The sequence below is a fragment of the Pseudomonas sp. YA1 genome, assembly GCF_058680555.1.
This window is the reverse complement of sequence record NZ_JBZWBG010000023.1, coordinates 1-26,674: the sequence shown is the minus strand read 5'-3', so window position 1 is coordinate 26,674 and position 26,674 is coordinate 1. Positions and strand designations below refer to the sequence as shown.

23 protein-coding genes and 1 pseudogene are annotated in these 26,674 nt (G+C 66.7%); 10 read left to right on the top strand and 14 right to left on the bottom strand.

The window, feature by feature from the left end:
• Nucleotides 1-261: 261 nt before the first annotated feature.
• The 7 genes from cmk to mtnA form a co-directional block, all read right to left on the bottom strand.
• Nucleotides 262-951, bottom strand: a complete 690-nt coding sequence (gene cmk, locus AC4OR5_RS26580) for a (d)CMP kinase (protein ID WP_003091443.1) — start codon at nt 949-951, stop codon at nt 262-264.
• Nucleotides 951-3,191, bottom strand: a complete 2,241-nt coding sequence (locus tag AC4OR5_RS26575; RefSeq protein WP_031692589.1) for a bifunctional prephenate dehydrogenase/3-phosphoshikimate 1-carboxyvinyltransferase — start codon at nt 3,189-3,191, stop codon at nt 951-953. Before AC4OR5_RS26575 ends, cmk begins: the two co-directional genes overlap by 1 nt.
• Nucleotides 3,184-4,293, bottom strand: coding sequence for a histidinol-phosphate transaminase (hisC, locus tag AC4OR5_RS26570; protein ID WP_003091445.1), 1,110 nt, complete (start codon nt 4,291-4,293; stop codon nt 3,184-3,186). Before hisC ends, AC4OR5_RS26575 begins: the two co-directional genes overlap by 8 nt.
• A gap of 68 nt (nt 4,294-4,361) precedes the next feature.
• Nucleotides 4,362-5,459 (bottom strand): prephenate dehydratase, encoded by a 1,098-nt coding sequence (gene pheA / locus AC4OR5_RS26565; RefSeq protein WP_003091446.1) that lies wholly within the window; start codon nt 5,457-5,459, stop codon nt 4,362-4,364.
• A complete protein-coding gene (serC, locus tag AC4OR5_RS26560) occupies nt 5,459-6,544 on the bottom strand; it encodes a 3-phosphoserine/phosphohydroxythreonine transaminase (protein WP_003111764.1) in 1,086 nt (361 codons plus the stop codon). The genes pheA and serC overlap by 1 nt, the downstream gene beginning before the upstream one ends.
• Nucleotides 6,545-6,631: 87 nt before the next feature.
• Nucleotides 6,632-9,397 carry a DNA gyrase subunit A gene (gene gyrA, locus AC4OR5_RS26555; RefSeq protein ID WP_003116419.1) on the bottom strand — a complete coding sequence of 922 codons (2,766 nt, stop codon included), beginning with the start codon at nt 9,395-9,397 and terminating at the stop codon, nt 6,632-6,634.
• 236 nt (nt 9,398-9,633) lie between these two features.
• Entirely contained in the window at nt 9,634-10,710 is a 1,077-nt protein-coding gene (gene mtnA / locus AC4OR5_RS26550; protein WP_003091449.1) for an S-methyl-5-thioribose-1-phosphate isomerase, read from the bottom strand.
• 109 nt (nt 10,711-10,819) lie between these two features.
• On the opposite strand from mtnA, the gene AC4OR5_RS26545 reads away from it, so the two are divergent.
• The 8 genes from AC4OR5_RS26545 (at nt 10,820) to AC4OR5_RS26510 (ending at nt 18,728) form a co-directional block, all read left to right on the top strand.
• Nucleotides 10,820-12,154, top strand: a complete 1,335-nt coding sequence (locus AC4OR5_RS26545) for a TRZ/ATZ family hydrolase (protein WP_003091450.1) — start codon at nt 10,820-10,822, stop codon at nt 12,152-12,154.
• A gap of 150 nt (nt 12,155-12,304) precedes the next feature.
• Entirely contained in the window at nt 12,305-13,003 is a 699-nt protein-coding gene (gene ubiG, locus AC4OR5_RS26540; RefSeq protein ID WP_003091451.1) for a bifunctional 2-polyprenyl-6-hydroxyphenol methylase/3-demethylubiquinol 3-O-methyltransferase UbiG, read from the top strand.
• Entirely contained in the window at nt 13,000-13,680 is a 681-nt protein-coding gene (mupP, locus tag AC4OR5_RS26535; RefSeq protein ID WP_003119716.1) for an N-acetylmuramic acid 6-phosphate phosphatase MupP, read from the top strand. The genes ubiG and mupP overlap by 4 nt, the downstream gene beginning before the upstream one ends.
• Nucleotides 13,681-13,744: 64 nt before the next feature.
• A complete protein-coding gene (locus tag AC4OR5_RS26530) occupies nt 13,745-14,485 on the top strand; it encodes a YciK family oxidoreductase (protein ID WP_003091453.1) in 741 nt (246 codons plus the stop codon).
• Nucleotides 14,486-14,643: 158 nt separating this feature from the next.
• Nucleotides 14,644-15,372 carry an IclR family transcriptional regulator gene (locus AC4OR5_RS26525; RefSeq protein ID WP_003091454.1) on the top strand — a complete coding sequence of 243 codons (729 nt, stop codon included), beginning with the start codon at nt 14,644-14,646 and terminating at the stop codon, nt 15,370-15,372.
• A 15-nt stretch (nt 15,373-15,387) separates the two neighbouring features.
• A complete protein-coding gene (gene hutG, locus AC4OR5_RS26520) occupies nt 15,388-16,323 on the top strand; it encodes a formimidoylglutamase (RefSeq protein WP_003091455.1) in 936 nt (311 codons plus the stop codon).
• Between the two features lie 38 nt (nt 16,324-16,361).
• The gene (gene gltS, locus AC4OR5_RS26515; RefSeq protein WP_003091456.1) at nt 16,362-17,576 is read left to right on the top strand and encodes a sodium/glutamate symporter; all 1,215 of its coding nucleotides are present in this window, start codon (nt 16,362-16,364) and stop codon (nt 17,574-17,576) included.
• Between the two features lie 228 nt (nt 17,577-17,804).
• On the top strand, nt 17,805-18,728 hold the full coding sequence (locus AC4OR5_RS26510) for a GGDEF domain-containing protein (RefSeq protein WP_003091460.1): 924 nt from the start codon (nt 17,805-17,807) through the stop codon (nt 18,726-18,728).
• A gap of 103 nt (nt 18,729-18,831) precedes the next feature.
• Here the strand turns inward: AC4OR5_RS26510 and AC4OR5_RS26505 are convergent, their stop codons facing one another.
• A complete protein-coding gene (locus AC4OR5_RS26505; protein WP_009313747.1) occupies nt 18,832-19,209 on the bottom strand; it encodes a hypothetical protein in 378 nt (125 codons plus the stop codon).
• Nucleotides 19,210-19,301: 92 nt separating this feature from the next.
• Nucleotides 19,302-20,462: a 23S rRNA pseudouridine(2605) synthase RluB gene (rluB, locus tag AC4OR5_RS26500; protein ID WP_031638952.1), complete on the bottom strand. Its 1,161-nt coding sequence runs from the start codon at nt 20,460-20,462 to the stop codon at nt 19,302-19,304.
• A gap of 147 nt (nt 20,463-20,609) precedes the next feature.
• Here rluB and AC4OR5_RS26495 point away from each other — a divergent pair, with 147 nt between their 5' ends.
• Nucleotides 20,610-21,047: an NUDIX hydrolase gene (locus tag AC4OR5_RS26495; protein WP_003107683.1), complete on the top strand. Its 438-nt coding sequence runs from the start codon at nt 20,610-20,612 to the stop codon at nt 21,045-21,047.
• An 89-nt stretch (nt 21,048-21,136) separates the two neighbouring features.
• Here AC4OR5_RS26495 and AC4OR5_RS26490 read toward each other — a convergent pair whose 3' ends face one another.
• Genes AC4OR5_RS26490 through zwf form a run of 3 tightly spaced genes read right to left on the bottom strand, consistent with a single transcriptional unit; the run spans nt 21,137 to nt 23,989 of the window.
• Nucleotides 21,137-21,799, bottom strand: coding sequence for a bifunctional 4-hydroxy-2-oxoglutarate aldolase/2-dehydro-3-deoxy-phosphogluconate aldolase (locus tag AC4OR5_RS26490; protein WP_003138452.1), 663 nt, complete (start codon nt 21,797-21,799; stop codon nt 21,137-21,139).
• Between the two features lie 17 nt (nt 21,800-21,816).
• Nucleotides 21,817-22,533 (bottom strand): 6-phosphogluconolactonase, encoded by a 717-nt coding sequence (gene pgl, locus AC4OR5_RS26485; RefSeq protein WP_003130495.1) that lies wholly within the window; start codon nt 22,531-22,533, stop codon nt 21,817-21,819.
• Nucleotides 22,520-23,989 carry a glucose-6-phosphate dehydrogenase gene (gene zwf / locus AC4OR5_RS26480; protein ID WP_003091465.1) on the bottom strand — a complete coding sequence of 490 codons (1,470 nt, stop codon included), beginning with the start codon at nt 23,987-23,989 and terminating at the stop codon, nt 22,520-22,522. Before zwf ends, pgl begins: the two co-directional genes overlap by 14 nt.
• 186 nt (nt 23,990-24,175) lie before the next feature.
• On the opposite strand from zwf, the gene AC4OR5_RS26475 reads away from it, so the two are divergent.
• Nucleotides 24,176-25,033, top strand: coding sequence for a MurR/RpiR family transcriptional regulator (locus AC4OR5_RS26475; RefSeq protein WP_003091466.1), 858 nt, complete (start codon nt 24,176-24,178; stop codon nt 25,031-25,033).
• 8 nt (nt 25,034-25,041) lie between these two features.
• Here the strand turns inward: AC4OR5_RS26475 and AC4OR5_RS26470 are convergent, their stop codons facing one another.
• Nucleotides 25,042-25,893 carry a D-hexose-6-phosphate mutarotase gene (locus AC4OR5_RS26470; protein ID WP_003112064.1) on the bottom strand — a complete coding sequence of 284 codons (852 nt, stop codon included), beginning with the start codon at nt 25,891-25,893 and terminating at the stop codon, nt 25,042-25,044.
• Between the two features lie 214 nt (nt 25,894-26,107).
• Nucleotides 26,108-26,674: pseudogene (gene oprB / locus AC4OR5_RS26465) on the bottom strand (carbohydrate porin OprB); the annotation flags it as partial.

Genomic DNA, 26,674 nt, shown 5'->3' with positions numbered 1-26,674 from the left:
ACCTGTAGTCAAAGGCCCGGAAGGGCCCGATTCCGCATCACCAGCCAATGCGGTCAAGTCATTAAATGAAGCCGCAGGACAATTTGCTGGTTTCCTGCTAGCTTCTGATTGCACTCCCGAATGGGAATGCCCAGTTGGGTTGTTCTGCGATGGCGCCATCCAAGTCGAGAGGCAACCCTCACCGCACCTGCAAAACGCCACAACATAAGGTCTGGAATATTAGCAACCAGGCCCTGTATCGTCAATTCCCGCGCCGAAACCTCAGACGTCCCAGCCCTGCCGCTCGCAGTGCCGGATGATCGTCTCGACCACCGCCTCGATGCTCATTTCGGTGGAGTCCAGCAGGATCGCGTCATCGGCCGGTTTCAGCGGCGCGACCGCGCGCTGGCTGTCGCGCTCGTCGCGCTCGCGGATTTCTTCCAGCAAGGCAGACTGGTCGACATCCGCGCCCTTCGCCTTCAACTGCAGGTAGCGTCGACGCGCACGCTCCTCCGCCGAGGCGGTGAGGAAGATCTTCAGAGGCGCATCGGGAAACACCACGGTGCCCATGTCGCGGCCGTCGGCCACCAACCCCGGCGCTTCGAGGAACGCCCGCTGGCGCTGCAGCAACGCATCGCGCACGGCCGGTAAGGCGGCGACCTGCGAGGCGCCGGCACCGACCTGCTCGGTACGGATCACATCGGTCACTTCCTCGCCTTCGAGAATGATGCGCTGCCCATGGCTGCCATCGGCGGCGACGAACTGCACATCGAGGTGCGCAGCCAGGACCTTCAGCGCCTCTTCATTGGTCAGGTCGACACCATGGTTGACCGCGGCGAACGCCAACAGCCGATAAAGCGCCCCGGAATCCAGCAGGTTCCAGCCCAGGCGCCGGGCGAGCAGCCCGGCGACCGTGCCCTTGCCAGCGCCACTGGGGCCATCGATGGCGAGCATCGGTACAGCGCCGTTCATCAATGGTTCTCCACGGCGACCCGGATACCGGTCTGGGCACACAGGGCGAGGAAGTTGGGGAAGGAGGTGGCGACGTTGGCGCAATCGTGGATGCGGATCGGCCCGCTGGCGCGCAGCGAAGCGACGCTGAAGGACATGGCGATACGGTGGTCGCCGTGCGCCCAGACTTCGCCGCCACCGAACGCACCACCCTCGATGACGATGCCATCCGGGGTCGGCTCGGCCTTCACGCCCAGGGCCTTCAGGCCGTCGGCCATGACCTGGATACGGTCCGACTCCTTGACCCGCAGCTCTTCGGCGCCACGCAGGACGGTGCGCCCCTCGGCGCAGGCGGCAGCCACGAAGAGTACCGGGAACTCGTCGATGGCCAGTGGCACCAGGTCCTCGGGAATGTCGATGCCCTTGAGCCGCGCGGAGCGCACGCGGATGTCGGCGACCGGCTCGCCGCCGACCTCGCGCTGGTTTTCCAGGCTCAGGTCACCACCCATCAGGCGCAGGATCTCGATGACGCCGACGCGCGTCGGGTTGATGCCGACGTGCTGCAGGACCAGTTCCGAACCCTCGGCGATACTGGCGGCAACCAGGAAGAAGGCTGCCGAGGAAATGTCGGCCGGGACCTCGATATGGGTGGCGCTCAACTTGTGCCCGGATTCGACCTTGGCGGTGCTGCCCTCGACCTCCACCGGATAGCCGAAGCCGCGCAGCATGCGCTCGGTGTGGTCGCGGGTCGGCGCCGGCTCGGTGACCGAGGTCTCACCCGCGGCGTAGAGCCCGGCGAGCAACAGGCAGGACTTCACCTGGGCGCTGGCCATCGGCATGTCGTAATGCATACCGGTGAGGCGCTGGCCGCCGCGAATGGTCATCGGCGGACGGCCTTCCGGCCCCGTCTCGATTACCGCGCCCATCTCGCGCAGCGGCTTGGCTACGCGATTCATCGGCCGCTTGGAAAGGGAAGCGTCGCCGGTCAGGGTGCTGTCGAACGGCTGAGCCGCCAGCAGACCGCTGAGCAGACGCATGGAAGTACCGGAGTTACCCAGGTAGATCGGCCCAGGCGGCGCCTTGAGGCCGTGCAGGCCAACGCCATGGACGGTGACGCGGCCGTTCTGTGGCCCCTCGATCACCACTCCCATGTCGCGGAACGCCTGGATGGTTGCCAGTGCGTCCTCACCCTCGAGGAAGCCCTCCACTTCGGTGGTGCCTTCGGCCAGGGAGCCGAGCATGATCGAGCGATGGGAGATCGACTTGTCGCCCGGTACCCGGATGGTTCCGGACAGGCTGCCGCCCGGCTGGGCCAGATAAATCAGGTCGTTGTTGTGCATGGCGTCCACATAGGCCCGACGGGCCAGGATTTTGCTGAAATGCTCACGGGCTACCCGGGCGCGCGTGAAAACGCCCAACAACTGGTGCCCGTCCCCAGTGTCGACGGCCTCGCGCAGCGCGTCGAGGTCGTCACGAAAAACATCCAGTGTACGCAGCACCGCCTCGCGATTGGCGAGAAAGATGTCGTGCCACATCACCGGGTCGCTGCCGGCGATCCGTGTGAAATCACGGAAACCGCCGGCGGCATAGCGGAAGATCTCCAGGTTCTCGCTGCGCTTGGCCAGGGAGTCGACCAGGGTGAAGGCCAGCAGGTGAGGCAGGTGGCTGGTGGCCGCCAGAACCTCGTCGTGATGCTCGACCTCCATGTGCTCGACGTCCGCGCCCAGCGCGCGCCACAGGCTGTCGACCAGCGCCAGCGCGTCGGCATCGGTCTCCGCGGAGGGCGTGAGAATCACCTTGTGCCGGCGGAACAGGGTCGCCTTCGCCGCGGTCACTCCGCTCTGCTCGGAACCCGCGATCGGATGCCCCGGCACCAGGTACCGCGGCATCCCGCCGAACGCGGCACGCGCGGCACGCGCGATATTGCCCTTGGCGCTGCCAACGTCGGTCAATACAGCCTTGCCCAGGTCGAGCTTCGCCAGGTCGGCCAGCACCCGTTCCATCGCCAGGATCGGCACCGCCAGTTGGATCACGTCAGCGCCGACGCAGGCGCGGCCAAGATCCTCCTCGCAACGGTCGACCACGCCGAGTTCCACCGCCAGGCGGCAAGACTCGGCATCCCGATCCACGCCGACCACTTCCCGGAACAACCCTTTGCTCCGCAACCCCTTGGCGAAGGAGCCGCCGATCAGGCCCAGCCCCACCACCACCAGGCGGCCCAGCTTAGGGGTCGACTGTTGCAGCGGCGTGACCTCAGTCATGCGCCAGCACCTTGCCCAGCGCCTGGAGGAAACGATCGTTCTCCTCCGGCAGCCCGATGGAGACGCGCAGGAAGGTCGGCATCCCGTAGCCAGCCACCGGGCGCACAATCACGCCTTCGCGCAGCAGCGCCTGGTAGACCGGACCGGCATCGCGAGCCAGATCCACGGCGATGAAGTTGCCCTTCGAGGGAATCCAGGACAGGCCCAACGCGTGGAAGCCATCCTCCAGCTGCGCCATGCCGGAATCGTTTAGGCGGCGACTCTGCGCCAGGTAGTCATGGTCATCCAGCGCCGCGCAGGCAGCCGCCAGGGCCAGGCTATTGACATTGAACGGCTGGCGCACGCGGTTGAGCACATCGGCCACCGCCTTGCTCGAAAGCGCGTAGCCGACCCGCAGCGAAGCCAGGCCATAGGCCTTGGAGAAAGTCCGCGAGACCAGCAGGTTGGGATGGCGCGCCAGGTAGTCCAGGCCATCGGGCAGCTCGTCGCCCTCGGCGTATTCGATATAGGCCTCGTCCAGCACCACCAGCACCTCCGCCGGCACCTGGGCGAGGAACCGCTCCAGGGCGTCCGCACCGAACCAGGTCCCGGTCGGGTTGTTCGGGTTGGCGACGAACACCACGCGAGTTTGCCCATCGATGGCGGCGAGCATCGCTTCCAAGTCATGCCCCCAGACGCGCGCCTTGACCGCCCGCCCCTCGGCGCCCACGGCCTGGGTGGCGATCGGGTAGACGGCGAAGGCATGTTCGCTGAACACGGCGTTCAGACCAGGCGCGAGGTAGGCACGGGCGACCAGGTCGAGAATGTCGTTGGAGCCGTTGCCCAGGGTCACCTGCGCCGCATCCACCGCGCAACGCTCGGCCAGCTTGCGCTTGAGTTCGAAACCGTTGCCGTCAGGATAACGGGTCAGTTCCGCCAGTTCGGCGCGGATAGCCTCCAGCGCCTTTGGGCTCGCACCCAGCGGGTTCTCGTTGCTGGCGAGCTTGACGATCGCCGCAGGGTCGATGCCCAGCTCGCGGGCCAGTTCGTCCACCGGCTTGCCAGGGACGTAGGGCGACAGCTTTTGCACCCCCGGCTGGGCCAGGGCAAGGAAATCGGACATGGATAGTTCAGCCTCGACGCGGGACGGGGCATTCATCGATGACCCGTCTCTTCGGAATGACAGCGCGCTCAGAGCACCGCTTTCGGATAGGAGCCCAGGACCTTCAGGGCGACGGCTTCCTGGCCGATCTTCTCCAGGACGTCCTTGATCAGCGGTTCTTTATGGTGGCCGACGAAATCGATGAAGAACACGTAGGTCCATTTGCCGCTGCGCGACGGGCGGGTTTCGATGCGGGTCAGGTCGATACCGTTGTTGTGGAACGGTACCAGCAGCTCGTGCAGGGCTCCCGGCTTGTTGCGCATGGAAACGATGATCGAGGTCTTGTCGTCGCCGGTCGGCGGCACCTCCTGGTTGCCGATGATCAGGAAGCGCGTGGAGTTGTCCGGGCGGTCCTCGATCTTCTCGTGCAGCTTGCTCAGGTCGTACAGGCTGGCCGCCATGTCGCCGGCGATCGCCGCCGAATTCCACTCGCTCTTCACCCGCTTGGCCGCGTCGGCGTTGCTCGACACCGCCACCCGCTCAACGCTCGGGTAGTGCGAGTCCAGCCACTTGCGACATTGCGCGAGGGATTGGGCATGGGAATAGATCCGGGTGATGTTGTCGGTCTTGGTGGTTTCGCCGACCAGCAGGTGATGGTGGATACGCAGCTCGACTTCGCCGCAGATCACCATGTCGTGCTCAAGGAAGCTGTCGAGGGTATGGTTGACCGCCCCCTCGGTGGAGTTTTCCACAGGCACCACGCCGAAGTTCACCGCGCCGGCGGCGACCTCGCGGAACACCTCGTCGATCGCCGCCATCGGCGTGCTGATCACCGCATTACCGAAATGCTTGAGCGCCGCGGCCTGGGTGAAGGTGCCCTCGGGTCCGAGATAGGCCACTTTCAGCGGCTGCTCGAGCGCCAGGCAGGACGACATGATCTCGCGGAACAGCCGCGCGACCTCTTCGTTGTCCAGCGGCCCCTTGTTCAATTGCATGATGTGCTTGAGCACCCAGGCTTCGCGCTCGGGACGGTAGAACACCGGCGCCTCGCCCTCGCCCAGGGTCTGGGTCTTCACTCGCGCCACGTCCTGGGCGCAACGGGCACGCTCGCTGATCAGCTCGAGCAACTTCTCGTCGAGGCTGTCGATGCGCAGGCGCAAGGCCTTGAGCTGGTCCTGGTCCGCCATCAGCCGTGCTCCTTCTCGAACTCCGCCATGTATGCGACCAGCGCCTCGACCGCGTCCAGGCCAAGGGCGTTGTAGATGGAAGCGCGCATGCCGCCGACCGAGCGGTGGCCTTTCAGGTTGAGCAGCCCGCGCGCCTCGGCGCCTTCCAGGAACGGCTTGTCGAGACGCTCGTCGGCCAGGCGGAACGGCACGTTCATCCAGGAGCGGGCGCTCGGCTGGATCGGGTTGGTGTAGAAGTCGCTGGCATCGATGGTCTTGTACAGCAGGTCCTTCTTGGCGCGGTTGCGCTGCTCCATCGCGGTCACCCCGCCCTGCTCCTTCAGCCATTCGAAGACCAGGCCGGACAGGTACCAGGAGTAGGTCGCCGGGGTGTTGTACATGGAACCGTTGTCCGCGGCGATCTTGTAGTTGAGCATGGTCGGGCAGACGCTGCGGGCGCGGCCGAGCAGGTCTTCGCGAACGATCACCACCACCAGGCCGGACGGGCCGATGTTCTTCTGCGCCCCGGCATAGATCAGGCCGAAGCGGGACACGTCGAGCGGGCGCGAGAGGATATCGGAGGACATGTCGGTGACCAGCGGCACGTCGCCGGTCTCGGGAATCCAGTCGAACTCGAGGCCGCCGATGGTCTCGTTGGAGGCGTAGTGCACATAGGCCGCGTCCTTGGTCAGCGTCCACTCGTTCTGACCCGGAATGGCGAAGTAGTCGTACTCCTTGGCGCTGGCCGCGACATTCACGGTGCCATAGCGACGAGCCTCCTCGATGGCCTTCTTCGACCAGATACCGGTATCGATATAGTCGGCGACGCCATCTTCGGGCAGCAGATTCAGCGGAATCTCGGCGAACTGCTGGCTGGCGCCGCCCTGCAGGAACAGCACCTTGTAGTCCGAGGGAATGTCGAGCAGGTCGCGCAGGTCCTGCTCGGCCTTGCTGGCGATGGCCACGTAGTCGTCGCTACGGTGGCTCATTTCCATGACCGAAAGGCCCTTGCCCCGCCAGTCGAGAAGCTCGGCCTGGGCACGTTGCAGAACTGCGTCGGGAAGCGCCGCGGGACCGGCGCAGAAATTGAAGGCTCGCTTGCTCACATCCACTCTCGCTATAGGTAGGGCGGATAGCCGTGAGTTATCCGCCGACGTCATCGGCCAGGCGGGCGCAGACGCCCGCCCCGAGCCTTACTCTTCGTTGCCTTCCGCTTCCGCCGCGGGCTCGGACTCGGCCGACTCGCCCAGAGATTCGGCAGCTTCCTCGCCCTCGGGCAGGTCCTCGTCATCTCCGCCCGACGGCTCCTGGACACGCTCCAGACCGACCAGTACCTCGTCGCTGGCGAGCTTGATCAGGGTTACGCCCTGGGTATTGCGGCCGGACAGGGAGACTTCGTCGACACGCGTCCGCACCAGGGTGCCCTGGTCGGAAATCAGCATGATCTCCTCGCCTTCCTGGACCTGTACCGCGGCGATCAGCGCGCCGTTGCGCTCGTTGGTGACCATGGCGATCACCCCCTGGCCGCCACGGCCGCGACGCGGGAACTTGCTCAGCGGGGTACGCTTGCCGAAGCCGCGCTCGGAGGCGGTGAGGATCTGCGCCCCGGACTCCGGAATCAGCATGGAGATCAGTTGCTGCCCCTTGCCCAGGCGCATGCCGCGTACGCCGCGGGCGTTGCGGCCCATGATGCGCACCACGCTCTCGGCGAAACGGATCACCTTGCCGGCGCTGGAGAACAGCATGACTTCCTTGGCGCCATCGGTGATCGCGGCGGCGATCAGGGTGTCGCCCTCTTCCAGCTTGAGCGCGATCAGGCCGCTGCTGCGCGGACGGCTGAACTGCACCAGCGGGGTCTTCTTCACGGTACCGAAGGCGGTGGCCATGAAGATGTAGGCGCCGGTCGGCTCGGCCACCAGCTCGGCGGTCTCGCCCTCGACTTCCTCGACCTCGGCGGCCTCGACCACCTCGCCCTCGAGCACCGCGCCTTCGGCTTCGTCGAGGTCGTCATCGGCGCCGCCGTTCTGCTGCAGCGCCTCCAGGTCGATCTGCAACATCGCGGTGATCCGCTCGCCCTCGTCCAGCGGCAGCAGGTTCACCAGCGGCCGGCCACGCGCGGTACGCGAGGCCTCCGGAATCTCGAAGGTACGCAGCCAGTAGACCTTGCCCTTGCTGGAGAACAGCAGGAGGGTCGCATGGCTGTTGGCCACCAGCAGGTGTTCGATGTAGTCCTCGTCCTTCATCCCGGTGGCGGACTTGCCTTTGCCGCCGCGACGCTGCGCCTGGTAGGCAGCCAGCGGCTGGGACTTGGCGTAGCCGCCGTGGGAAATGGTCACCACGCGGTCTTCCTCGGTGATCAGGTCGGCGATGGTCAGGTCGACCTGGGAAGCCACGATCTCGGTGCGGCGAGCATCGCCGAATTCGGCCTTAACCGCTTCCAGCTCCTCACGGATCACCTCCATCAGGCGCGCCGGGTTGGTCAGGATGCGGATCAGCTCGCCGATCAGGTTGAGGATTTCCTGGTATTCGGAGAGCAGCTTCTCGTGCTCCAGACCGGTCAGACGATGCAGGCGCAGCTCGAGGATCGCCTGGGCCTGTTCCGGCGACAGGTAGTACTTGCCGTCGCGCAGGCCGTACTGCGGATCCAGGTCTTCCGGACGACAGGCGTCGGCGCCGGCACGCTCGACCATCGCTTCCACCGCGCTGGACTCCCAGGCAGTGGCGATCAGGCGTTCCTTGGCCTCGGCCGGGGTCGGCGAACTCTTGATCAGCTCGATCACCGGATCGATGTTCGACAGGGCGACCGCCTGGCCTTCCAGGATGTGCCCGCGCTCGCGGGCCTTGCGCAGCTCGTAGACGGTACGCCGGGTCACCACTTCGCGGCGGTGGCGGACGAACACTTCGAGCATGTCCTTCAGGTTCAGCGTGCGCGGCTGGCCGTCGACCAGGGCCACCACGTTGATGCCGAACACGCTCTGCAGCTGGGTCTGGGCATAGAGGTTGTTGAGGACCACCTCGCCCACCTCGCCGCGACGCAGCTCGATGACCACGCGCATGCCGTCCTTGTCGGACTCGTCGCGCAGCTCGGAAATACCCTCGATCTTCTTCTCTTTCACCAGCTCGGCGATCTTCTCGATCAACCGCGCCTTGTTCAACTGGTACGGCAGCTCGGTGATGATGATCTGCTCGCGACCGCCGCCCTTCTCCATCTCCTCGACGACGGCACGGGCGCGGATGTAGATGCGCCCGCGACCGGTGCGGTAGGCCTCGATGATCCCGGCGCGGCCGTTGATGATGCCGGCGGTGGGGAAGTCCGGACCGGGGATGTACTGCATCAGCTCATCGACGGTCAGGTCGGGGTTGTCCATCAGCGCCAGGCAGCCGTCGATCACTTCGCCGAGGTTGTGCGGCGGGATGTTGGTCGCCATGCCCACGGCGATACCACTGGAACCGTTGACCAGCAGGTTGGGAATCTTGGTCGGCATGACCGCCGGGATCTGCTCGGTGCCATCGTAGTTGGGCACCCAGTCGACGGTTTCCTTTTCCAGGTCCGCCAGCAGTTCGTGGGCCAGCTTGGCCATGCGCACTTCGGTGTATCGCATGGCTGCGGCGTTGTCGCCGTCCACCGAACCGAAGTTGCCCTGGCCGTCCACCAGCATGTAGCGCAGCGAGAACGGCTGCGCCATGCGCACGATGGTGTCGTAGACCGCGGTGTCGCCGTGCGGGTGGTACTTACCGATCACGTCGCCGACCACACGGGCGGATTTCTTGTAGGGCTTGTTCCAGTCGTTGCCCAGCTCGCTCATGGCATAAAGCACACGGCGGTGCACCGGCTTCAGGCCGTCACGTGCATCCGGCAGGGCCCGCCCGACGATCACGCTCATCGCGTAGTCGAGATAGGACTGTTTCAGCTCGTCTTCGATATTGACCGGGAGAATTTCTTTGGCCAGTTCGCCCATGAGAAGCCTGGTTCCTTTTTCTGGTGGAACTTCGCCGCCTCGATCCTGAGGCAAACGAAGTAGGTCGGCGCATGCCCGAGCAGCGCCAACTCACTACAAATCAACGACTTGAGTCAAGGATTCGCGCACTCTCGAGGCCCCTCCGCGGGGCGCTCGAATAACCGTCGGAGCTTACCACAGCCCACGCCCCAGCCCAAGGCAAAGGCCCTGGCGGGGACGACCTCCAGTCGCCTCGTTCAATGCAGGCGCTTGCGGCTCATCAGGGCGGCCATGCGCTCGGCGTCGGGACGCTCGACGACGCCTCGCTCGGTCACGATGGCATCGATAAGATCCGCCGGGGTCACGTCGAATACCGGATTGTAGGCATCGACCTCGGCCGCCACCCGTCGCCCGCCGATTTCCAGCAGCTCGCGACCGTCGCGCTCTTCGATCGGAATGTCCTCGCCGCTCTCCAGGTTCATGTCGATGGTCGAACTCGGCGCCACCACCATGAAGCGCACGCCGTGGTGCATGGCGTTGACCGCCAACTGGTAGGTGCCGATCTTGTTGGCGACATCGCCATTGGCGGTGATGCGGTCGGCGCCGACGATGACCCAGGTGATGTTCTCGGTCTTCATCAGGTGCGCGGCGGCCGAATCCACGTTCAGGCTGACCGGGATGCCTTCGTTGGCCAGCTCCCAGGCGGTCAGTCGCGAGCCCTGGAGCCAGGGCCGGGTTTCGTCGGCGTAGATGCGATTGACCAGGCCTTCCAGGTGCGCGGCGCGGATCACCCCCAGCGCGGTGCCGAACCCGCCGGTCGCCAGGGCGCCGGTATTGCAGTGGGTGAGGATGTTCTGCGGGCTGCCCTGCTGCTTGCGGATCAGCTCCATGCCCAACTGGGCCATGGTCAGGTTGGCCTCGCGGTCGCTTTCATGGATGGAGATCGCCTCGGCTTCCAGCACCGCCAGCGGCTGGTCGCCCTCTTTCATTCGCTCCAGACGGTCGCGCATGCGGTTCAGCGCCCAGAACAGGTTGACCGCCGTGGGTCGCGAGTCGGCCAGCAGGCGGAAGTCCTCCTCCAGCGCGGCGCGCCAGTCGCCGCCCTGCGCCAGGCGCGCGCGGGCGCCAAGGACGATGCCGTAGGCGGCGCTGATGCCGATGGCCGGCGCGCCGCGCACGACCATATCGCGAATGGCCTTGGCCACCTCGGCCGCCGACTCATGTTCGAGCCAGACCTCCTCCTGGGGCAGCAGGCGCTGATCCAGCAACCGCAGCGTACCGTCCCGCCACTCGATCGCCTTGACCCGCTCGGCCGCCAGCAGTCGCTCTCGCATGCACACACCTCTCGCTGAATCACGGAAAAGCTGCGGATTATAACGAGCCCCAGCCGCGGACGCTCGGGTATACTTCCGGCTTCCCGCTCTGCGCCCAGGATGCGCCGCCATGCCCAACGTCCGTAACCCCTTCGACCTCCTCCTGCTGCCGACCTGGATCGTCCCCGTGGAGCCCGCCGGGGTGGTGCTGCGCGATCACGCGCTGGGCATCCGCGACGGTCAGATCGCCCTGGTCGCGCCGCGCGAGCAGGCCATGCGCCATGGCGCCACGGAAATCCGCGAATTGCCCGGCATGCTGCTCGCCCCCGGCCTGGTCAACGCCCACGGCCATTCGGCAATGAGTCTGTTCCGCGGTCTCGCCGACGACCTGCCGCTGATGACCTGGCTGCAGGACCACATCTGGCCGGCCGAAGGCCAATGGGTCAGCGAGGATTTCATCCGCGACGGCACGGAGCTGGCCATCGCCGAACAGGTAAAGGGCGGCATCACCTGTTTCTCCGACATGTACTTCTATCCACAGGCCATCTGCGGCGTGGTCCATGACAGCGGGGTACGCGCCCAGGTGGCGATCCCGGTGCTGGACTTCCCGATCCCCGGCGCCCGCGACAGCGCCGAGGCGATCCGCCAGGGCATGGCGCTGTTCGACGACCTCAAGCACCACCCGCGCATCCGCATCGCCTTCGGCCCGCACGCACCTTATACGGTGAGCGACGACAAGCTGGAGCAGATCCTGGTGCTCACCGAGGAACTCGACGCCAGCATCCAGATGCATGTCCACGAGACCGCCTTCGAGGTGGAGCAGGCCATGGAGCGCAACGGCGAGCGCCCGCTGGCCCGTCTGCACCGCCTCGGCCTGCTCGGCCCGCGTTTCCAGGCGGTGCACATGACCCAGGTGGACGACGACGACCTGGCGATGCTGGTGGAAACCAACAGCTCGGTGATCCACTGCCCGGAATCCAACCTCAAGCTGGCCAGCGGCTTCTGCCCGGTGGAAAAGCTCTGGCAGGCCGGGGTCAACGTGGCCATCGGCACCGACGGCGCGGCCAGCAACAACGATCTCGACCTGCTCGGCGAGACCCGCACCGCGGCGCTGCTGGCCAAGGCCGTGTACGGCCAGGCCACCGCCCTCGACGCCCACCGCGCGCTGCGCATGGCCACCCTGAACGGCGCCCGCGCGCTTGGCCTGGAGCGCCTGATCGGCTCCCTGGAAGCCGGCAAGGCCGCCGACCTGGTGGCCTTCGACCTGTCCGGCCTGGCCCAGCAACCGGTCTACGACCCGGTTTCGCAACTTATCTATGCCAGCGGCCGCGACTGCGTGCGGCATGTCTGGGTCGGCGGCAGGCAACTCCTCGACGACGGCCGCCTGCTCCGTCACGACGAACAGCGCCTGATCGCCAGGGCCCGCGAATGGGGGGCGAAGATCGCCGCCAGCGACAGGTCCTGAACTGCGGCGGGCCGGCCCGCTGCGACAAACTGACATAGGAAGGCGAACCGCCGCCGGCCCCATCCCTCCGCCAAAGCTGGCAACATGAAGGATTGGACTCCGCCGCCGCGGCCCTTCCCCCAAAGGCTTCACTCTTCAACGGGAACGATTATGAGCAACGTCGACCACGCCGAGATCGCCAAATTCGAGGCACTGGCCCATCGCTGGTGGGACCGCGAGAGCGAGTTCAAGCCGCTCCACGATATCAACCCGCTGCGCGTCAACTGGATCGACGAGCGCGCCGGCCTGGCCGGCAAGAAGGTGCTCGACATCGGTTGCGGCGGCGGCATCCTCAGCGAAGCCATGGCCCAGCGCGGCGCCAACGTCACCGGCATCGACATGGGCGAAGCGCCGCTCGCGGTGGCGCGCCTTCACCAGCTGGAATCCGGCGTCGCCGTCGACTACCGGCAGATCACCGCCGAGCAGATGGCCGAGGAAATGCCCGGGCAGTTCGACGTGGTCACCTGCCTGGAGATGCTCGAACACGTGCCGGACCCGGCCTCGGTGATCCGCGCCTGCCACCGCCTGGTCAAGCCGGGCGGACAGGTTTTCCTCTCGACCATCAACCGCAATCCCAAGGCCTACCTGTTCGCGGTGATCGGCGCGGAGTACATCCTCCAGTTGCTGCCGCGCGGGACCCACGATTTCCGCAAGTTCATCCGTCCGTCGGAACTCGGCGCCTGGTCGCGCGAGGCCGGTCTCGAGGTCAAGGACATCATCGGCCTGACCTACAACCCGCTGACCAAGCACTACAAGCTGGCCAACGACGTCGACGTCAACTACATGGTCCAGACCCAGCGGGAGGCGTGAAGCGCATGCGGCTCAAAGCGGTACTGTTCGACATGGATGGCACCCTGCTCGACACGGCGCCGGACTTCATCGCCATCACCCAGGCCATGCGTGCCGCCCACGGCCTGCCGCCGGTGGACGAGCAACGGGTGCGCGACGTGGTCTCCGGCGGCGCGCGCGCGATGGTTGCCGCGGCCTTCGGCCTGTCGCTGGACAGCCCAGAACTGGAACCCCTGCGCCAGGAGTTCCTCGACCGCTACCAGGAGCATTGCGCGGTTCTCAGCCGGCCCTACGACGGCATCCCCGAACTGCTTGCGGCGATCGAGAAAGCCGGGTTGATCTGGGGCGTGGTGACCAACAAGCCGGTGCGCTTCGCCGAACCGATCATGCAGCGCCTGGGCTACGCCGAGCGTTCCAGGGTGCTGGTCTGCCCGGACCACGTGACCCGCAGCAAGCCCGATCCCGAGCCGCTGCTACTGGCCTGTAGCCAGCTCGGCATCGATCCGTCGAGGGTGCTGTTCATCGGCGACGACCTGCGCGACATCGAGTCCGGCCGCGACGCCGGGACCAAGACCGCGGCGGTGCGCTACGGCTACATCCACCCCGAAGACAACCCCGCGCACTGGGGCGCCGACGTGATCGTCGACCACCCGCGCGAACTCATCGACGTTCTCGACCGCGCGCTCTGCGACTGCTGATCCGCAGCGCCACCGACAGACAACAACCCGCCGCCAGGCGGGTCATGCATTCAAAGGATTCGACATGTTCCAGTACTCCGCCCGCCCCGACCTGCTGAAAGACCGCGTGATCCTGGTCACCGGCGCCGGCCGCGGCATCGGCGCCGCCGCCGCCAAGACCTTCGCCGCCCACGGCGCCACCGTGCTGCTGCTGGGCAAGACCGAGGAGTACCTGAACGAGGTCTACGACGCCATCGAGGCCGCCGGCCATCCGCAGGCCGCCGTGATCCCGTTCAACCTGGAGACCGCCCAGCCGCACCAGTTCGAGGAACTGGCGGCAACCCTGGAGAACGAGTTCGGGCGCATCGACGGCCTGCTGCACAACGCTTCGATCCTCGGTCCGCGCTCGCCGATGCAGCAGATTTCCGGGGAGAACTTCATGCGCGTGATGCAGGTGAACGTCAATGCCATGTTCATGCTGACCACCGCCATGCTGCCGCTGATGAAGCTCTCCAGCGACGCCTCGATCATCTTCACCTCGAGCAGCGTGGGCCGGAAGGGCCGCGCCTACTGGGGCGCCTATTCGGTATCGAAGTTCGCCACCGAGGGCCTGATGCAGACCCTTGCCGACGAACTCGACGGTACCAGCGCGATCCGCGCCAACAGCGTCAACCCCGGCGCCACCCGCACCAGCATGCGCGCCCTCGCCTACCCTGGGGAAAACCCGCTGAACAACCCCACCGGCGAGGAGATCATGCCGGTCTACCTGTACCTCATGGGGCCGGACAGCGCCGGCGTCAACGGCCAGGCCTTCGACGCCCAGTGATTCCCCGGCAGCCTCGCCGCCCGGCGAGGCTGCCCTGTCCTTCCCTTCCCTCTTCCCGTCCGGAACTTCCCATTCTTTTTGCATATTTTTCCCACTGAGTGGGAAAGTGGTTTCATTTTCCGGGAAATCGCCTTCACCCTGTGGGTCAAGGAGTTCCCATGTCGAAGCATTCCCCCACCGATCGCCTGCTGCAAATCCTCATTGCCCTCGGCCAGGCTCCCGAAGCCCTGTCTGCCAAGGAGCTGTCGCTGACCCTGGAGCAGCCGCTGAGCAGCACCTACCGGCACCTGAAGACCCTGTTGCGCTGGGGCCTGGCCGAAGAACAGGCCGGCCAGGGCCGCTACCTGCCCGGCCCAGCCTGCCTGCAACTGGCGAAGAAATTCGATCGCGAGGCCTCGCTGATCGGTCTCGCCAAACCGGAACTCAAGCGCCTGGCCGACCTGAGCCAGGAGAGCGTGGCGCTGATGGTGGCCAGCAACCAGCAGGCGATCTGCCTGGAACTGTTCGACAGTCCGCAGCCGCTGCGCTGCTGCTACCAGAAAGGGCTGGCGCAGCCGCTGTTGCATGGCGCCTCGGCCAAAGCCCTGCTGGCGCACCTGGAGGACGAACGGCGCGAGGAGCTGTACCTCGCCCAGGAACTCTCCGCCGAGCGTATCGACAAGCTGGAGCAGGAACTCCGGCTGATCCGCGAACAGGGCTACGCCGTCAGCCAGGGCGAGATCGACGAAGGCGTCTGGGGCATCAGCGTACCGCTGCTGGACAGCCGCCAGCGCCTGCACGGCGCCCTCAGCCTGATGGCCCCCGCCTTGCGCGCCCAGTCGCGCAGCGAACGCTTGCGGCAATGGACCCTCGACGCCGCCGCGCGACTTTCCGCGCGGCTGGACTGACCAACAGGAGTTTCGATGTACCCCGCCCCCGACATGAGCCTCTGGCAAGGCCGGATCGATAGCCAGGAAGGCGCCGACGCGCGGCGCTGGCACCAATGGATGCGTCCCTACGCAGACGACGCCGAAGCGGCCAGCGTGCTGCTCGGTTTCGCCAGCGACGAAGGCGTGCGCCGCAACCAGGGTCGCCAGGGCGCGCGCCACGGACCGCCAGCCTTGCGTCGCGCGCTGGCCAACCTGGCCTGGCACGGCGAGCAAGCGATCTACGATGCCGGCGACATCGTCGCCGGCGACGATCTGGAAGCCGCCCAGGAACGCTACGCGCAACGCGTCGCCGACCTGCTCGCGCGCGGCCACCGGGTGGTCGGCCTGGGCGGCGGCCACGAAATCGCCTACGCCAGCTTCGCCGGCCTCGCCCGCCACCTGAGTCGGCATGAGCGCCTGCCGCGCATCGGTATCCTCAATTTCGACGCGCATTTCGACCTGCGCCACGCCGAACGGGCCAGCTCCGGCACGCCGTTCCGCCAGATCGCCGAACTCTGCCAGGCCAGCGACTGGCCGTTCGCCTACTGCTGCCTGGGCATCAGCCGCCTGAGCAACACCGCGGCGCTGTTCGACCAGGCCCAGCGCCTGGGTGTGCGCTACCTGCTGGACCGTCAGTTGCAGCCGTGGAACCTGGAACGCAGCGAAGCCTTCCTCGACAGCTTCCTGCAATCCGTCGACCACCTCTACCTGACCGTTTGCCTCGACGTGCTCCCGGCCGCCCAGGCGCCCGGCGTCAGCGCGCCCTCGGCGCACGGCGTGGAGATGCCGGTGGTGGAGCACCTGGTCCGCCGCGCCAAGGCCAGCGGCAAGCTGCGCCTGGCCGACATCGCCGAACTCAACCCGCAACTCGATAGCGACCAGCGCACCGCCCGGATCGCCGCGCGCCTGGTCGACAGCCTGGTCAACTGATCACCCTTTCGCCCACACAACAACAATAGAGCCCCGCCATGCCGACATTGCACCTGGACGCCCTGTCCACCACCGCCCTCGCCCTGCTCCTGCTCGCCCTCGGCAGCCAATTGAAGAAGCGCAGCCGCTGGCTGACACGTCTGTGCGTACCGTCACCGGTGATCGCCGGCTTCGGCTTCGCCTTCCTGGTCTGGCTGCTCAGGGATCGCGGCTGGCTCGACATCGGCCTCGACACCAGCCTGCAGACACCCCTGATGGTGGCGTTCTTCACCACCGTCGGCCTCGGTGGCAGCCTCGGCCTGCTGCGCAAGGGCGGCAAGACCCTGCTGGTCTACCTGTCGGCCTGCTGGGCGCTGGCGATACTGCAGAACCTGATCGGCGTCGGCAGCGCCGGGCTGCTCGGCCTCGACCCGCTGCTCGGGATCATGGCCGGCGCGGTGTCGCTGGAAGGCGGTTTCGGCGCGGCGGCGGCCTTCGGCCCGGTTGCGGAAGGGCTCGGCGCCCAGGGCGCGACCACCGTGGCGCTGGCCTCGGCCACCTTCGGCATGGTCGCTGGCGGGCTGCTCGGCAGCCCGGTGGCGCGCTGGCTGATCGAACGCAACCGCCTGCCGGTGCAGGCGGAAAGCGACAACCGGCTGGAAGCCCTCGGCCAGCAGGAGCGACGCCAGCATGCGGCGGCCACGCTGGACGGCAATCTCCTGCTGCGCCTGCTGACCTGCGTGCTGCTGGTGATGGTGCTCGGCTTCTGGCTCGGCGACGCGCTCCAGGAACGCCTGGGCCTGGTGCTGCCCAGTTATGTCGGGGCGATGTTCATCGCCATCGTCCTGCGCAACCTCGACGACCGGCTCGGCTGGCTGCGCATTCCGGACCACGCCGTCGGTACCCTGGGCGACGTCTGCCTGGGCATCTTCCTGACCATGGCGATGATGAGCCTGAAGTTCTGGGAGCTGGAGAACCTCGGCCTGCCGCTGCTCGGCGTACTGTTCATCCAGGTCGCGGTGCTGTTGCTGCTGACGATCTTCGTGCTGTTCCGCCTGCTCGGCCGCAACTACGACGCCGCGGTGCTCTGCGCCGGCTTCCTCGGCCACGGCCTGGGCGCCACGCCCAACGCGGTGGCCAACATGGGCGCGGTCTGCGAGCACTATCGGGTGTTCTCGCACAAGGCCTTCATCATCGTGCCCCTGTGCGGCGCGGTACTGATCGATCTCGTCGCCATCCCTGCTATCACCTGGTTCATCAACGCCTTCAGTTGAACCATGGCGGCGCTCCGCTAGCGGAGCGCCAGCTTTCCGACGAGCGCCTCGGCCACTCGCCAGCAAAACGCCATTATTCCGTCGAAATCTCTCCGAAATTCCTACAGAATGTGGAAACCATTCCTAGGAAAACCTGTCTGTGCCTCTGATTTCTCCGTTCTTCAGTTGGCTGGCACGAAACTCGCCTTAGCCCTACTGTCGCCGTCTTTCGCGCCAGAGGTTCCGCGCATGGCTCCTCCCAAGCAGTCCAATACCATCGATTTCGACGCCGCCAAGCAGAAGCGCGGCCCCCAGCCCGGCGGCAACGCCAGCGGGCCGCGCGCCAGCAACCTGACGGAGTTGCGCCAGCAACTGACCCTACAGTTGCAGAGCAGCCTGGAGGCGGAGCGGATTCTCGGCCTGTTCTTCGAGGAAGTCCGCCAACTGATCCCGCTGGACGCCCTTGGCTACCGCCATCCGGGCTCCGACCTGCGCCTGGAGTTCGGCAGCAGCGCCAAGCATTCGGTGAGCTATCGCCTGAGCCATGACAGCGACTACCTCGGCGAACTGATCTTCCGTCGCCGCCAGCGCCTCGGCGAAGACGAACAACGGCAACTGGAGAGCCTGCTCGGCACCCTGCTGTTCCCGCTGCGCAACGCCCTGCTCTATCGCGCCGCGATCCAGACCGCCCTGCGCGACGCCCTGACCGGCACCGGCAACCGCATCGCCATGGACCAGGCGCTCGGCCGCGAACTGGAACTGGCCCGGCGCAACCTGCAACCGCTCTCGGTGCTGATGCTCGATATCGACCACTTCAAGCGGGTCAACGACCACTACGGTCACACCGTCGGCGACGAAGCCCTCAAGGCCGTGGCGGAAACCATCAAGGACCACCTGCGCAATGTCGACATGGTGTTCCGTTTCGGCGGCGAGGAATTCCTCGTCCTGCTGTCCAGCACGCCGCTGCAGGCTGCCTGCATGGTCGGCGAACGCCTGCGCCAGGCGGTGGAGGAGTTGGACTACCGGCACGCCGGCGAACCGCTGAAGCTGTCGATCAGCCTCGGTTGCGCCGACCTGCGACCCGGCGAAGGCAGCGACGACCTGCTGCGACGGGTCGACGAGGCGCTCTACGAAGCCAAGCGCGACGGCCGCAACCGCCTGCGCTGCGCCTGAGGCTTGCCGACTCGCCCCCGAAGCGCGGAGCAGGCGCATCAGGCGACGGCAGTGGCGACGGCTCTCACCGGCGCAGTCACGGTTTCCGCCAAGGTCCTGCCGCTTATGGCTGCGCCGGCTCGTCCGGGGCGCCATAGGCCTGGCGCAAGCGGACGCGTTTCTCCAGCAGCCAGCCGCTGGTTTCCTTGCCGTCTCGAGCCAGGTACATGACGTTCAGCCACTCGCCGCTCGGCTTGTAGACAGTGACGAAGTCGCCGGGAATCACGAAGACCCCGGTGACACAGTCGGCACGCGGCGCGCTGTGGAAATAGGCGCGCCCCTTGTCGATCACCTCGCCCTCCAGCGGCGGACGGAAGTTGTCCTCGGGGCCGGCCGTCGCCTCGCCAAGGCTTGCACAGCTCTGCGCCGGCATCGCCGCATCCTCGGCCAGCCCGGCGACGCTCCATAGCGCACAGAGCGCAATAGCCAGGATCCTGTGCATTTCACCACCTCCTTGTGTGCGGGCGACCATTAGACACCGATTACCAGGCATGAAAAAGGCCCCCAAAGGGGCCTTTCCAGGGCGCTTTCCGCTCAGCGGCGGAAGCCCGGACGCATACCGTCGCCGGCCGGTTTCGGCCGCCGCTTGACCTGCGGCTTGCGGGCCGCCGGCTTGTCGCCCGGCGCGCTGGCCGGACGCTCGTCGCGCGGCTTGCTCGGGCGCGGCTTGCGGTTGCTCTCGCGGGGCCGCTCGGCAACCGGAGTGCCCTGCTCGCGCCCCTTGCGCTCGGCGCTCGGCTGCGGACCGCGCGCGGGACGCGAAGCCGGCGCGCGACGAGCGGCATTCTCGCCGTCCTCGCGCCTTGGCGCACGCTTGCGCCCGGCTTCCGGACGCTCGCTGCGCGCCAGCGGACGGGCCTGCTTGCGCTGCTGGCGTTCGGCCTTCTCGCGCGCCTTGGTGGTCATGCCCGGCAGCGCCACCGGCTTGAGGCCGACTTCCTCGCTGAGGATGTCGATTTCGCGCTGGTCCATTTCGCGGTAGCGGCCCATGGTCAGCTCGGAGGTCAGGAACACCGGGCCGAAACGCACCCGCTTCAGGCGGCTGACCACCAATCCCTGGGATTCCCACAACCGGCGCACCTCGCGGTTGCGGCCCTCCATCACTACGCAGTGGTACCAGTGGTTGAAGCCTTCGCCGCCCGGCGCCTGCTGGATATCGCTGAACTTGGCCGGGCCGTCCTCGAGCATCACGCCGTTGAGCAGGCGCTCGATCATCTCTTCGGTGACCTCGCCGCGCACCCGTACCGCGTACTCGCGGTCCATCTCATAGGAAGGATGCATCAGGCGGTTGGCCAGTTCGCCATCGGTGGTGAACAGCAGCAGGCCGGTGGTATTGATGTCCAGGCGACCGACATTGATCCAGCGACCGGTGCGCAGGCGCGGCAGGCGGTCGAAGATGGTCGGGCGGCCTTCCGGATCGTCACGGGTGCAGACCTCGCCTTCCGGCTTGTTGTAGATCAGCACGCGACGGACATTCTCGGCGGCCTCTTCGCGGCGGATCAGGTGGCCATCGACGGTGATCGCATCGTGGCTGTCGACCCGCTGGCCGAGGCTGGCCACGCTGCCATTGACGTTGACCCGGCCTTCGGCGATCCACACTTCTACGTCGCGCCGGGAACCGACGCCGAGACGGGCGAGGACTTTCTGCAATTTTTCCCCGACCGGTACGTGTGGATTCTCTGGGGTATCGTTCATCTGGGCACCTCCCGGTGTGGCTGGCAACGAATCGAAGGGCGCGCATCATACGCGCTTCGTCAGGACAAAGCACCGTCCCCGGGCGGAAACCCGGACAATCCCGCTAGACTAGGCCGGGTTCACCCACCCCGCCACCCGGAGGCCCCGGTGCACGATGTCCCTCCCTTCAGCGGCGCCAAGCTGGCGCTGTTCTATGGCGACCACCTGGTCGTCTACAAACGCGACGAAAAACCCGGCATTCCCTTCCCCGGCTACTGGGACTTTCCCGGCGGCGGCCGCGAGGGCCTGGAGACGCCTGCCGAATGCGCCCTGCGCGAACTCGAGGAAGAGTTCTCCATCCGCCTGGAAGAACCTCGTATCGAATGGCAGCGACAGTATCCGAGCACCAGCGGCAGCGCGCCCTTCGCCTACTTCCTGGTGGCGCGCCTGGAGGACCGCGAATTCGAGGCCATCCGCTTCGGCGACGAAGGACAATACTGGCGATTGATGGAGGTGGACGCCTACCTCGCGCATGCCATGGCCGTACCCTACCTGCAGAGCCGGCTCGGCGACTATCTGCGGGAACGCCGGCGCATCGGCGAATAACGCCGATGACGTTAGCCGTTCCATGCCCCGGATAATCCGGACGGCATAAAAAAACCCGGCCGAAGCCGGGCATGCCCAGGCAGGCAGTCTCAGTGTCTGCGGTGCTCGGCGAAGCGCTCCAGGGCTTCGCGGCTGAGGCGCTCGACCTGGGCCCAGTCGCCGCGGTCGACCACGGCCTTGGGCAGCATCCAGGTGCCGCCGACGCACATCACGTTGGGTACCGCCAGGTAGTCGGCGAGATTGTTCAGGCTGACGCCTCCGGTGGGGCAGAAGCGGATATCGGGGAATGGTCCCGAGAACGCCTTCAGCGCCGCCGGGCCGCCGCTGACCTCGGCGGGAAACAGCTTGAAGCGGCGGTAGCCATGGCGGTAGGCGAGCATGATCTCGGAAGCGCTGGCCACGCCGGGCAACAGCGGGACTTCGCTGTCCAGGGCGAAGCGCAGCAACTCGTCAGTGCATCCCGGGGTGACCACAAAGCTCGCCCCGGCCTTTTCCGCGGCGGCGAAGGTCTGCGGGTCGAGCACGGTGCCGGCGCCGATGCGCAGGTGCGGGCGCTCCTCGCTGAGGCGACGGATGGCGGTCAGCCCGTGTGCCGTGCGCAGGGTGATCTCCAGGGCGGTCAGGCCGCCGGCGGCGAGGGCATCGGCCATCGGCAGGATGTCCGCCTCGCGGTCGATGGTGATCACCGGGAGGATGCGCGCCTCCCGGCACAGCGTGTCGATGCGGGCGGTCTTCTGTTCAAGGTTGTGCATGGCTACAGCTCCGCCACTCAGGGGTACCAATGGATCGTCAGCGGCGCGCGGAGGAAGGCGCGAACCGGCATCCGCCGTTCGTCCTCGACCGCCAGCGCGGTGTTCAGGGTGGCCAGCTTGGACTGGCCCTGGATCGCCAGCAGCTGCACCTTCGCCGCCGCCAGCACGGCGCGCGGTAGGGTCAGGCGCTGGTGCGGCACGCTCGGCGCCCACATCGGCAGGCAACGGCGCGTGCCCTGGGGATCCATCGCCAGGTCCAGGCCAGGGCTGTTCGGGAACAGCGAGGCGGTATGGCCGTCGTCGCCCATGCCGAGGACCAGCACGTCGATCGGCAACGGCAGCTCGTGCAGGTGGTGGTCGGCCAGCTCGGCCGCTTCCTCCAGGCTCGCCGCCGGCTGGTAGAGGCCGATGAAGCGCGCCTTCGCCGCCTCGCCACGGAGCAGGTGGCGGCGAACCAGGCCGGCGTTGCTATCGGCATGGGACTCCGGCACCCAGCGCTCGTCGGCCAGGCTGAGGGTGATCCGCGACCAGTCCAGCGGCTCCTCGCTCAAGGCTTCGAGGAAGGCCACCGGACTGCGCCCACCGGACACCACCAGCAGCGCCTGGCCCTGCTCGGCCAGCGCCGAGCGCAACCGGCCGGCGACCTCGGCTGCCAGGCCGCGGGCCTGCTCGGCGGCGCTGCCCCAGACCTGCAGGCCGACGCCGGCCGGCAGCTTCAACTCAGAAATCGCCATACCAACTCCTCCCATCGCGGGCCACCAGGGCCACCGAGGCCACCGGCCCCCAACTCCCCGCCGGATACGGCTTGGGCGCTTCGCTCAGGCGTTCCCAGCCAGCGATCAGCTGGTCGCACCACTTCCAGGCGAACTCCACCTCGTCCTTGCGCACGAACAGGTACTGGTTGCCCTGGGTGACCTCCAGCAGCAGACGCTCATAGGCATCGGGAATCCGCGCCGCGTGGTAGGTCTCGGAAAAACTCAGTTGCAGCGGGCCGGTACGCAATTGCATGCCCTTGCCCAGGCCCTGGTCCTTGGTCATCACTTGCAGGGAGATACCTTCGTCCGGCTGCAGGCGGATGATCAGCCGGTTGCTGATCAGCGAACGCTGCTCGGGAGCGAAGATGTAGTGCGGCGGCTCCTTGAAGTGGATGACGATCTGCGACAGCTTCTGCGGCATGCGCTTGCCGGTGCGCAGGTAGAACGGCACGCCCGACCAGCGCCAGTTGCGGATATCCACGCGCAGGGCGACGAAGGTTTCCGCGTCGCTGTCGCGATTCGCATGTTCCTCCTCCAGGTAGCCCGGCACTGCCTTGCCGTCGCTGAAACCGGCGGTGTACTGCCCACGCACCACGCGCGAAGCCAGTTGTTCGGCGGGAATCGGCTCGAGGGCGCGGAGCACCTTGACCTTCTCGTCGCGAATGCTGTCCGCCGAAAGGTCGCTGGGCGGATCCATGGCGATCAGGCAGAGCAGTTGCAGCAGGTGGTTCTGCACCATGTCGCGCAGTTGCCCGGCCTGGTCGAAGTAGCCCCAGCGGCCTTCGATGCCTACCTTCTCGGCCACGGTGATCTCCACGTGGGAGATGTGGTTCTGGTTCCACTGGGTCTCGAAGAGGCTGTTGGCGAAGCGCAGGGCGATCAGGTTCTGCACCGTCTCCTTGCCCAGGTAATGGTCGATCCGGTAGATGCGGCTTTCCGGGAAGAACCGGGCGACTGCCTCGTTGACCTCGCGGGACGACTCCAGGTCATGACCGATGGGCTTCTCCAGCACCACCCGGGTGCGCTCGGCGAGACCGGCGGCGGCGAGGTTCTCGCAGATGCCGCCGAACACCGAGGCCGGCGTGGCGAAGTAGGCGACCAGCGGCAGTTCGTCGTCCACCGCCTCGCGCAAGCCGACATAGGCCTGCGGGTCGAGGAAGTCCATGCTCAGGTAGTCGAGGCGTTCGCGGAAACGCTGCCAGACCGCGTCGTCCCACTCCTTCGCCGGCACTGCCAGGCGCAGGCGCTGCTCCAGCGTCGCCAGGTGTTCGGCGGGAGCGCCTTCGTCACGGGCCAGGGCCAGGACGCGGGTATCGCGGTGCAGCAGGTTCTCGCGATCGAGTTGGTAGAGCGCCGGGAACAGCTTGCGCAAGGCGAGATCGCCCAGCGCACCGAACAGCGCTAACGTGCAAGGCAGAACGCGGACATCAGGCATTTGTTGTTACCAACCAAATATTGAGTGATATTGAGCCATCCACTGCGCAATTAAGACAAATATGTAGTAATTAAACAACATATTTTTCCCAGCCCGCCACGCTGTTGGTCGCATGCCGGCCTGACGTTAGGATAGGCGCCGCCGCCGGCCCTTCCCCGCCGGGCCGACAGAACACGAGGAACCCGGATGAAAAACCTGCTGGAGCAGATCCAGAGCCGCCTGGACGAACTGAACAAGGCGGAGCGCAAAGTCGCCGAGGTCATCCTGCAGAACCCGCAGCAGGCCACCCGCTTCAGCATCGCCGCCCTGGCCCAGGCGGCAGCGGTCAGCGAACCGACGGTGAACCGCTTCTGTCGCTCCTTCGGCATGAGCGGCTATCCGGAACTGAAGATCCAGCTGGCCCAGAGCCTGGCCAGCGGCGCTGCCTTCGTGACCCAGGCGGTAGCCGAGGACGACGGGCCGGAAGCCTATACGCGGAAGATCTTCAGCAACACCATCGCCTCCCTCGACAGCGCCCACAAGCTGCTCGACCCACGCGTCATCGACCGCGCCGTGGACCTGTTGATCCAGGCCCGGCAGATCCACTTCTTCGGTCTCGGCGCCTCGGCCTCGGTAGCGCTCGACGCGCAGCACAAGTTCTTCCGCTTCAACCTGGCGGTGAGCGCCCAGGCCGACGTGCTGATGCAACGGATGATCGCCTCGGTGGCGCATACCGGCGACCTGTTCGTGGTGATTTCCTATACCGGACGCACCCGCGAGCTGGTGGAGGTGGCGCACCTGGCGCGGGAGAACGGCGCCTCGGTGCTCGGCCTGACCGCCGCCGGCTCGCCGCTGGCCAGGGCCAGCACCCTGTGCCTGGACATCCCGTTGCCGGAAGACACCGACATCTACATGCCGATGACTTCGCGGATCGTCCAGCTCACCGTGCTCGACGTACTGGCCACCGGAGTGACCCTGCGCCGCGGCGTGGACTTCCAGCCGCACCTGCGGCGGATCAAGGAAAGCCTGGTGCCGACCCGCTATCCCCTCGACGAGGACAACTGACCGCCCGCCTATTGCAGGCCGGCGGCGAGACTCAGGCGCATGCGTTCGCCGGGCGCCAGGATCAGCCCGCCCGGGCGGTAGCCAGCGGCGCCGATACAGAGGAAGCGTTCCGCTTCGCCCGGCTCGACCTGCTCCACCGGGCGGCTGCCGGGGTGCCAGATCACGCTGCCGGCGCTGACGTTCTTGTCGATCCGCAAGCGGCGGTTCCAGCCGCCGTCCTCCAGCACCAGCGATCCGGGATGGTAGAGCACCTGCTTGACCGCGCCGCGCGGTATCCAGGTTCCCGGAATCCGCGAAGCGCCGCGCTGGCCGCGAGCCGACTCCAGCTCCATGCCGTGCACCACCACCCGGCTCAGCGCACCGACCCGCCAGTAGGGCTGCAGGGCGAAGCTGAACAGGCAATCGTCGTCTTCCTCATGGTAGCTGCACAGCTCCAGCTCCAGGCGCTGGCCAAGGCGCGCATCGAGGCGCACGTGCCAGTCCTCCAGGTCCAGTTGCCAGCTCACCACCACCTTGCTTTCGTCGGCGTAGGCATCCAGCAGGCGCCATTCGCGTTGCCGCGCCCAGCCCTGCTGCGGCCATTCGCTGCCGTTCGGATGGCTGCCGAACCACGGCCAGCAGACCGGGATGCCGCCGCGCACCGGCGCACTGCTGAGGGCCGGCCATTCGCTGGCGCACCACAGCAACGGGCGTTCGCCCTGCGGCTGGAAATGCAGGAGCTGCGCCCCTTGCCGACTGAATACGGCCTGGCACAGCGGATGGTCGATCAACAGCAGATCGCGACGTTGGAAGCGTACCCAGTCGAACGGTCGCTTGGCCCGCATGGAATGAAAGAAACGCTGCAGCGGATGCTCAAGCATGTCCGATTGTCCTACCCTCTCCCCTTCCCGGAAAGCCCGGGCGTGCATCCGTGTAGTTTTACTACATTTCGCACGCAAGCCCCAAATGATCGGCACAGGAAAAGCGTAGTCGGTTTGTAACAGGCAGCCGGGAAGAGCGGTCGCCGGAAAAAAACGGCCCGCCCGAAACGCTCGGGCGGGCCCAGGCACAACACCGGAGCAGGCAACGCGACGGTCAGAACACCGTCTGGATCTTGATCCCCGCCACCAGCGCGTTGTCGACCTCGTCGACCCCGCCCGGCTGCTTGATGTACTGCAGGTTCGGCCGCACCGTCAGCCAGTCGGTCACATGCACCCCGTAGTACAGCTCGGCGTTGTACTCGGTGTCCTGCAGCGGCTGGTACAGCGGGTTGTCGTAGTCGTCGATGCCGTTCACCTGGTTCACCAGGCGCTGGCGCTTCTTCACATCGTCGTTGACGTGGATGCGCGCGATGCCCAGGCCGATGTCGTCCTTCGGCCGCGCGTCGAACGGACCCTTGTAGACCACCCCGAGCTGCTGGTAGTTGTCCACCACGTTGGTTGCCTTGTCGTGGACCGTCAGGTTGGCGAACAGGCTCAACCCGCGCGAGGCATCGCCGTTGTGCGAAGTGACCTGCTGCTGCGCCACCACCCACCAGCCATGTTTGCTGCCGCGCGACTTGAAGTCGTTGCCGGTCAGCCCCTGCGGCTGGCCGTCGACGTCGTCGTAGACGTCATCGGCCTTCGCCGTGCTGTAGTAGTAGCCCAGCCGGTACTCGCCCGG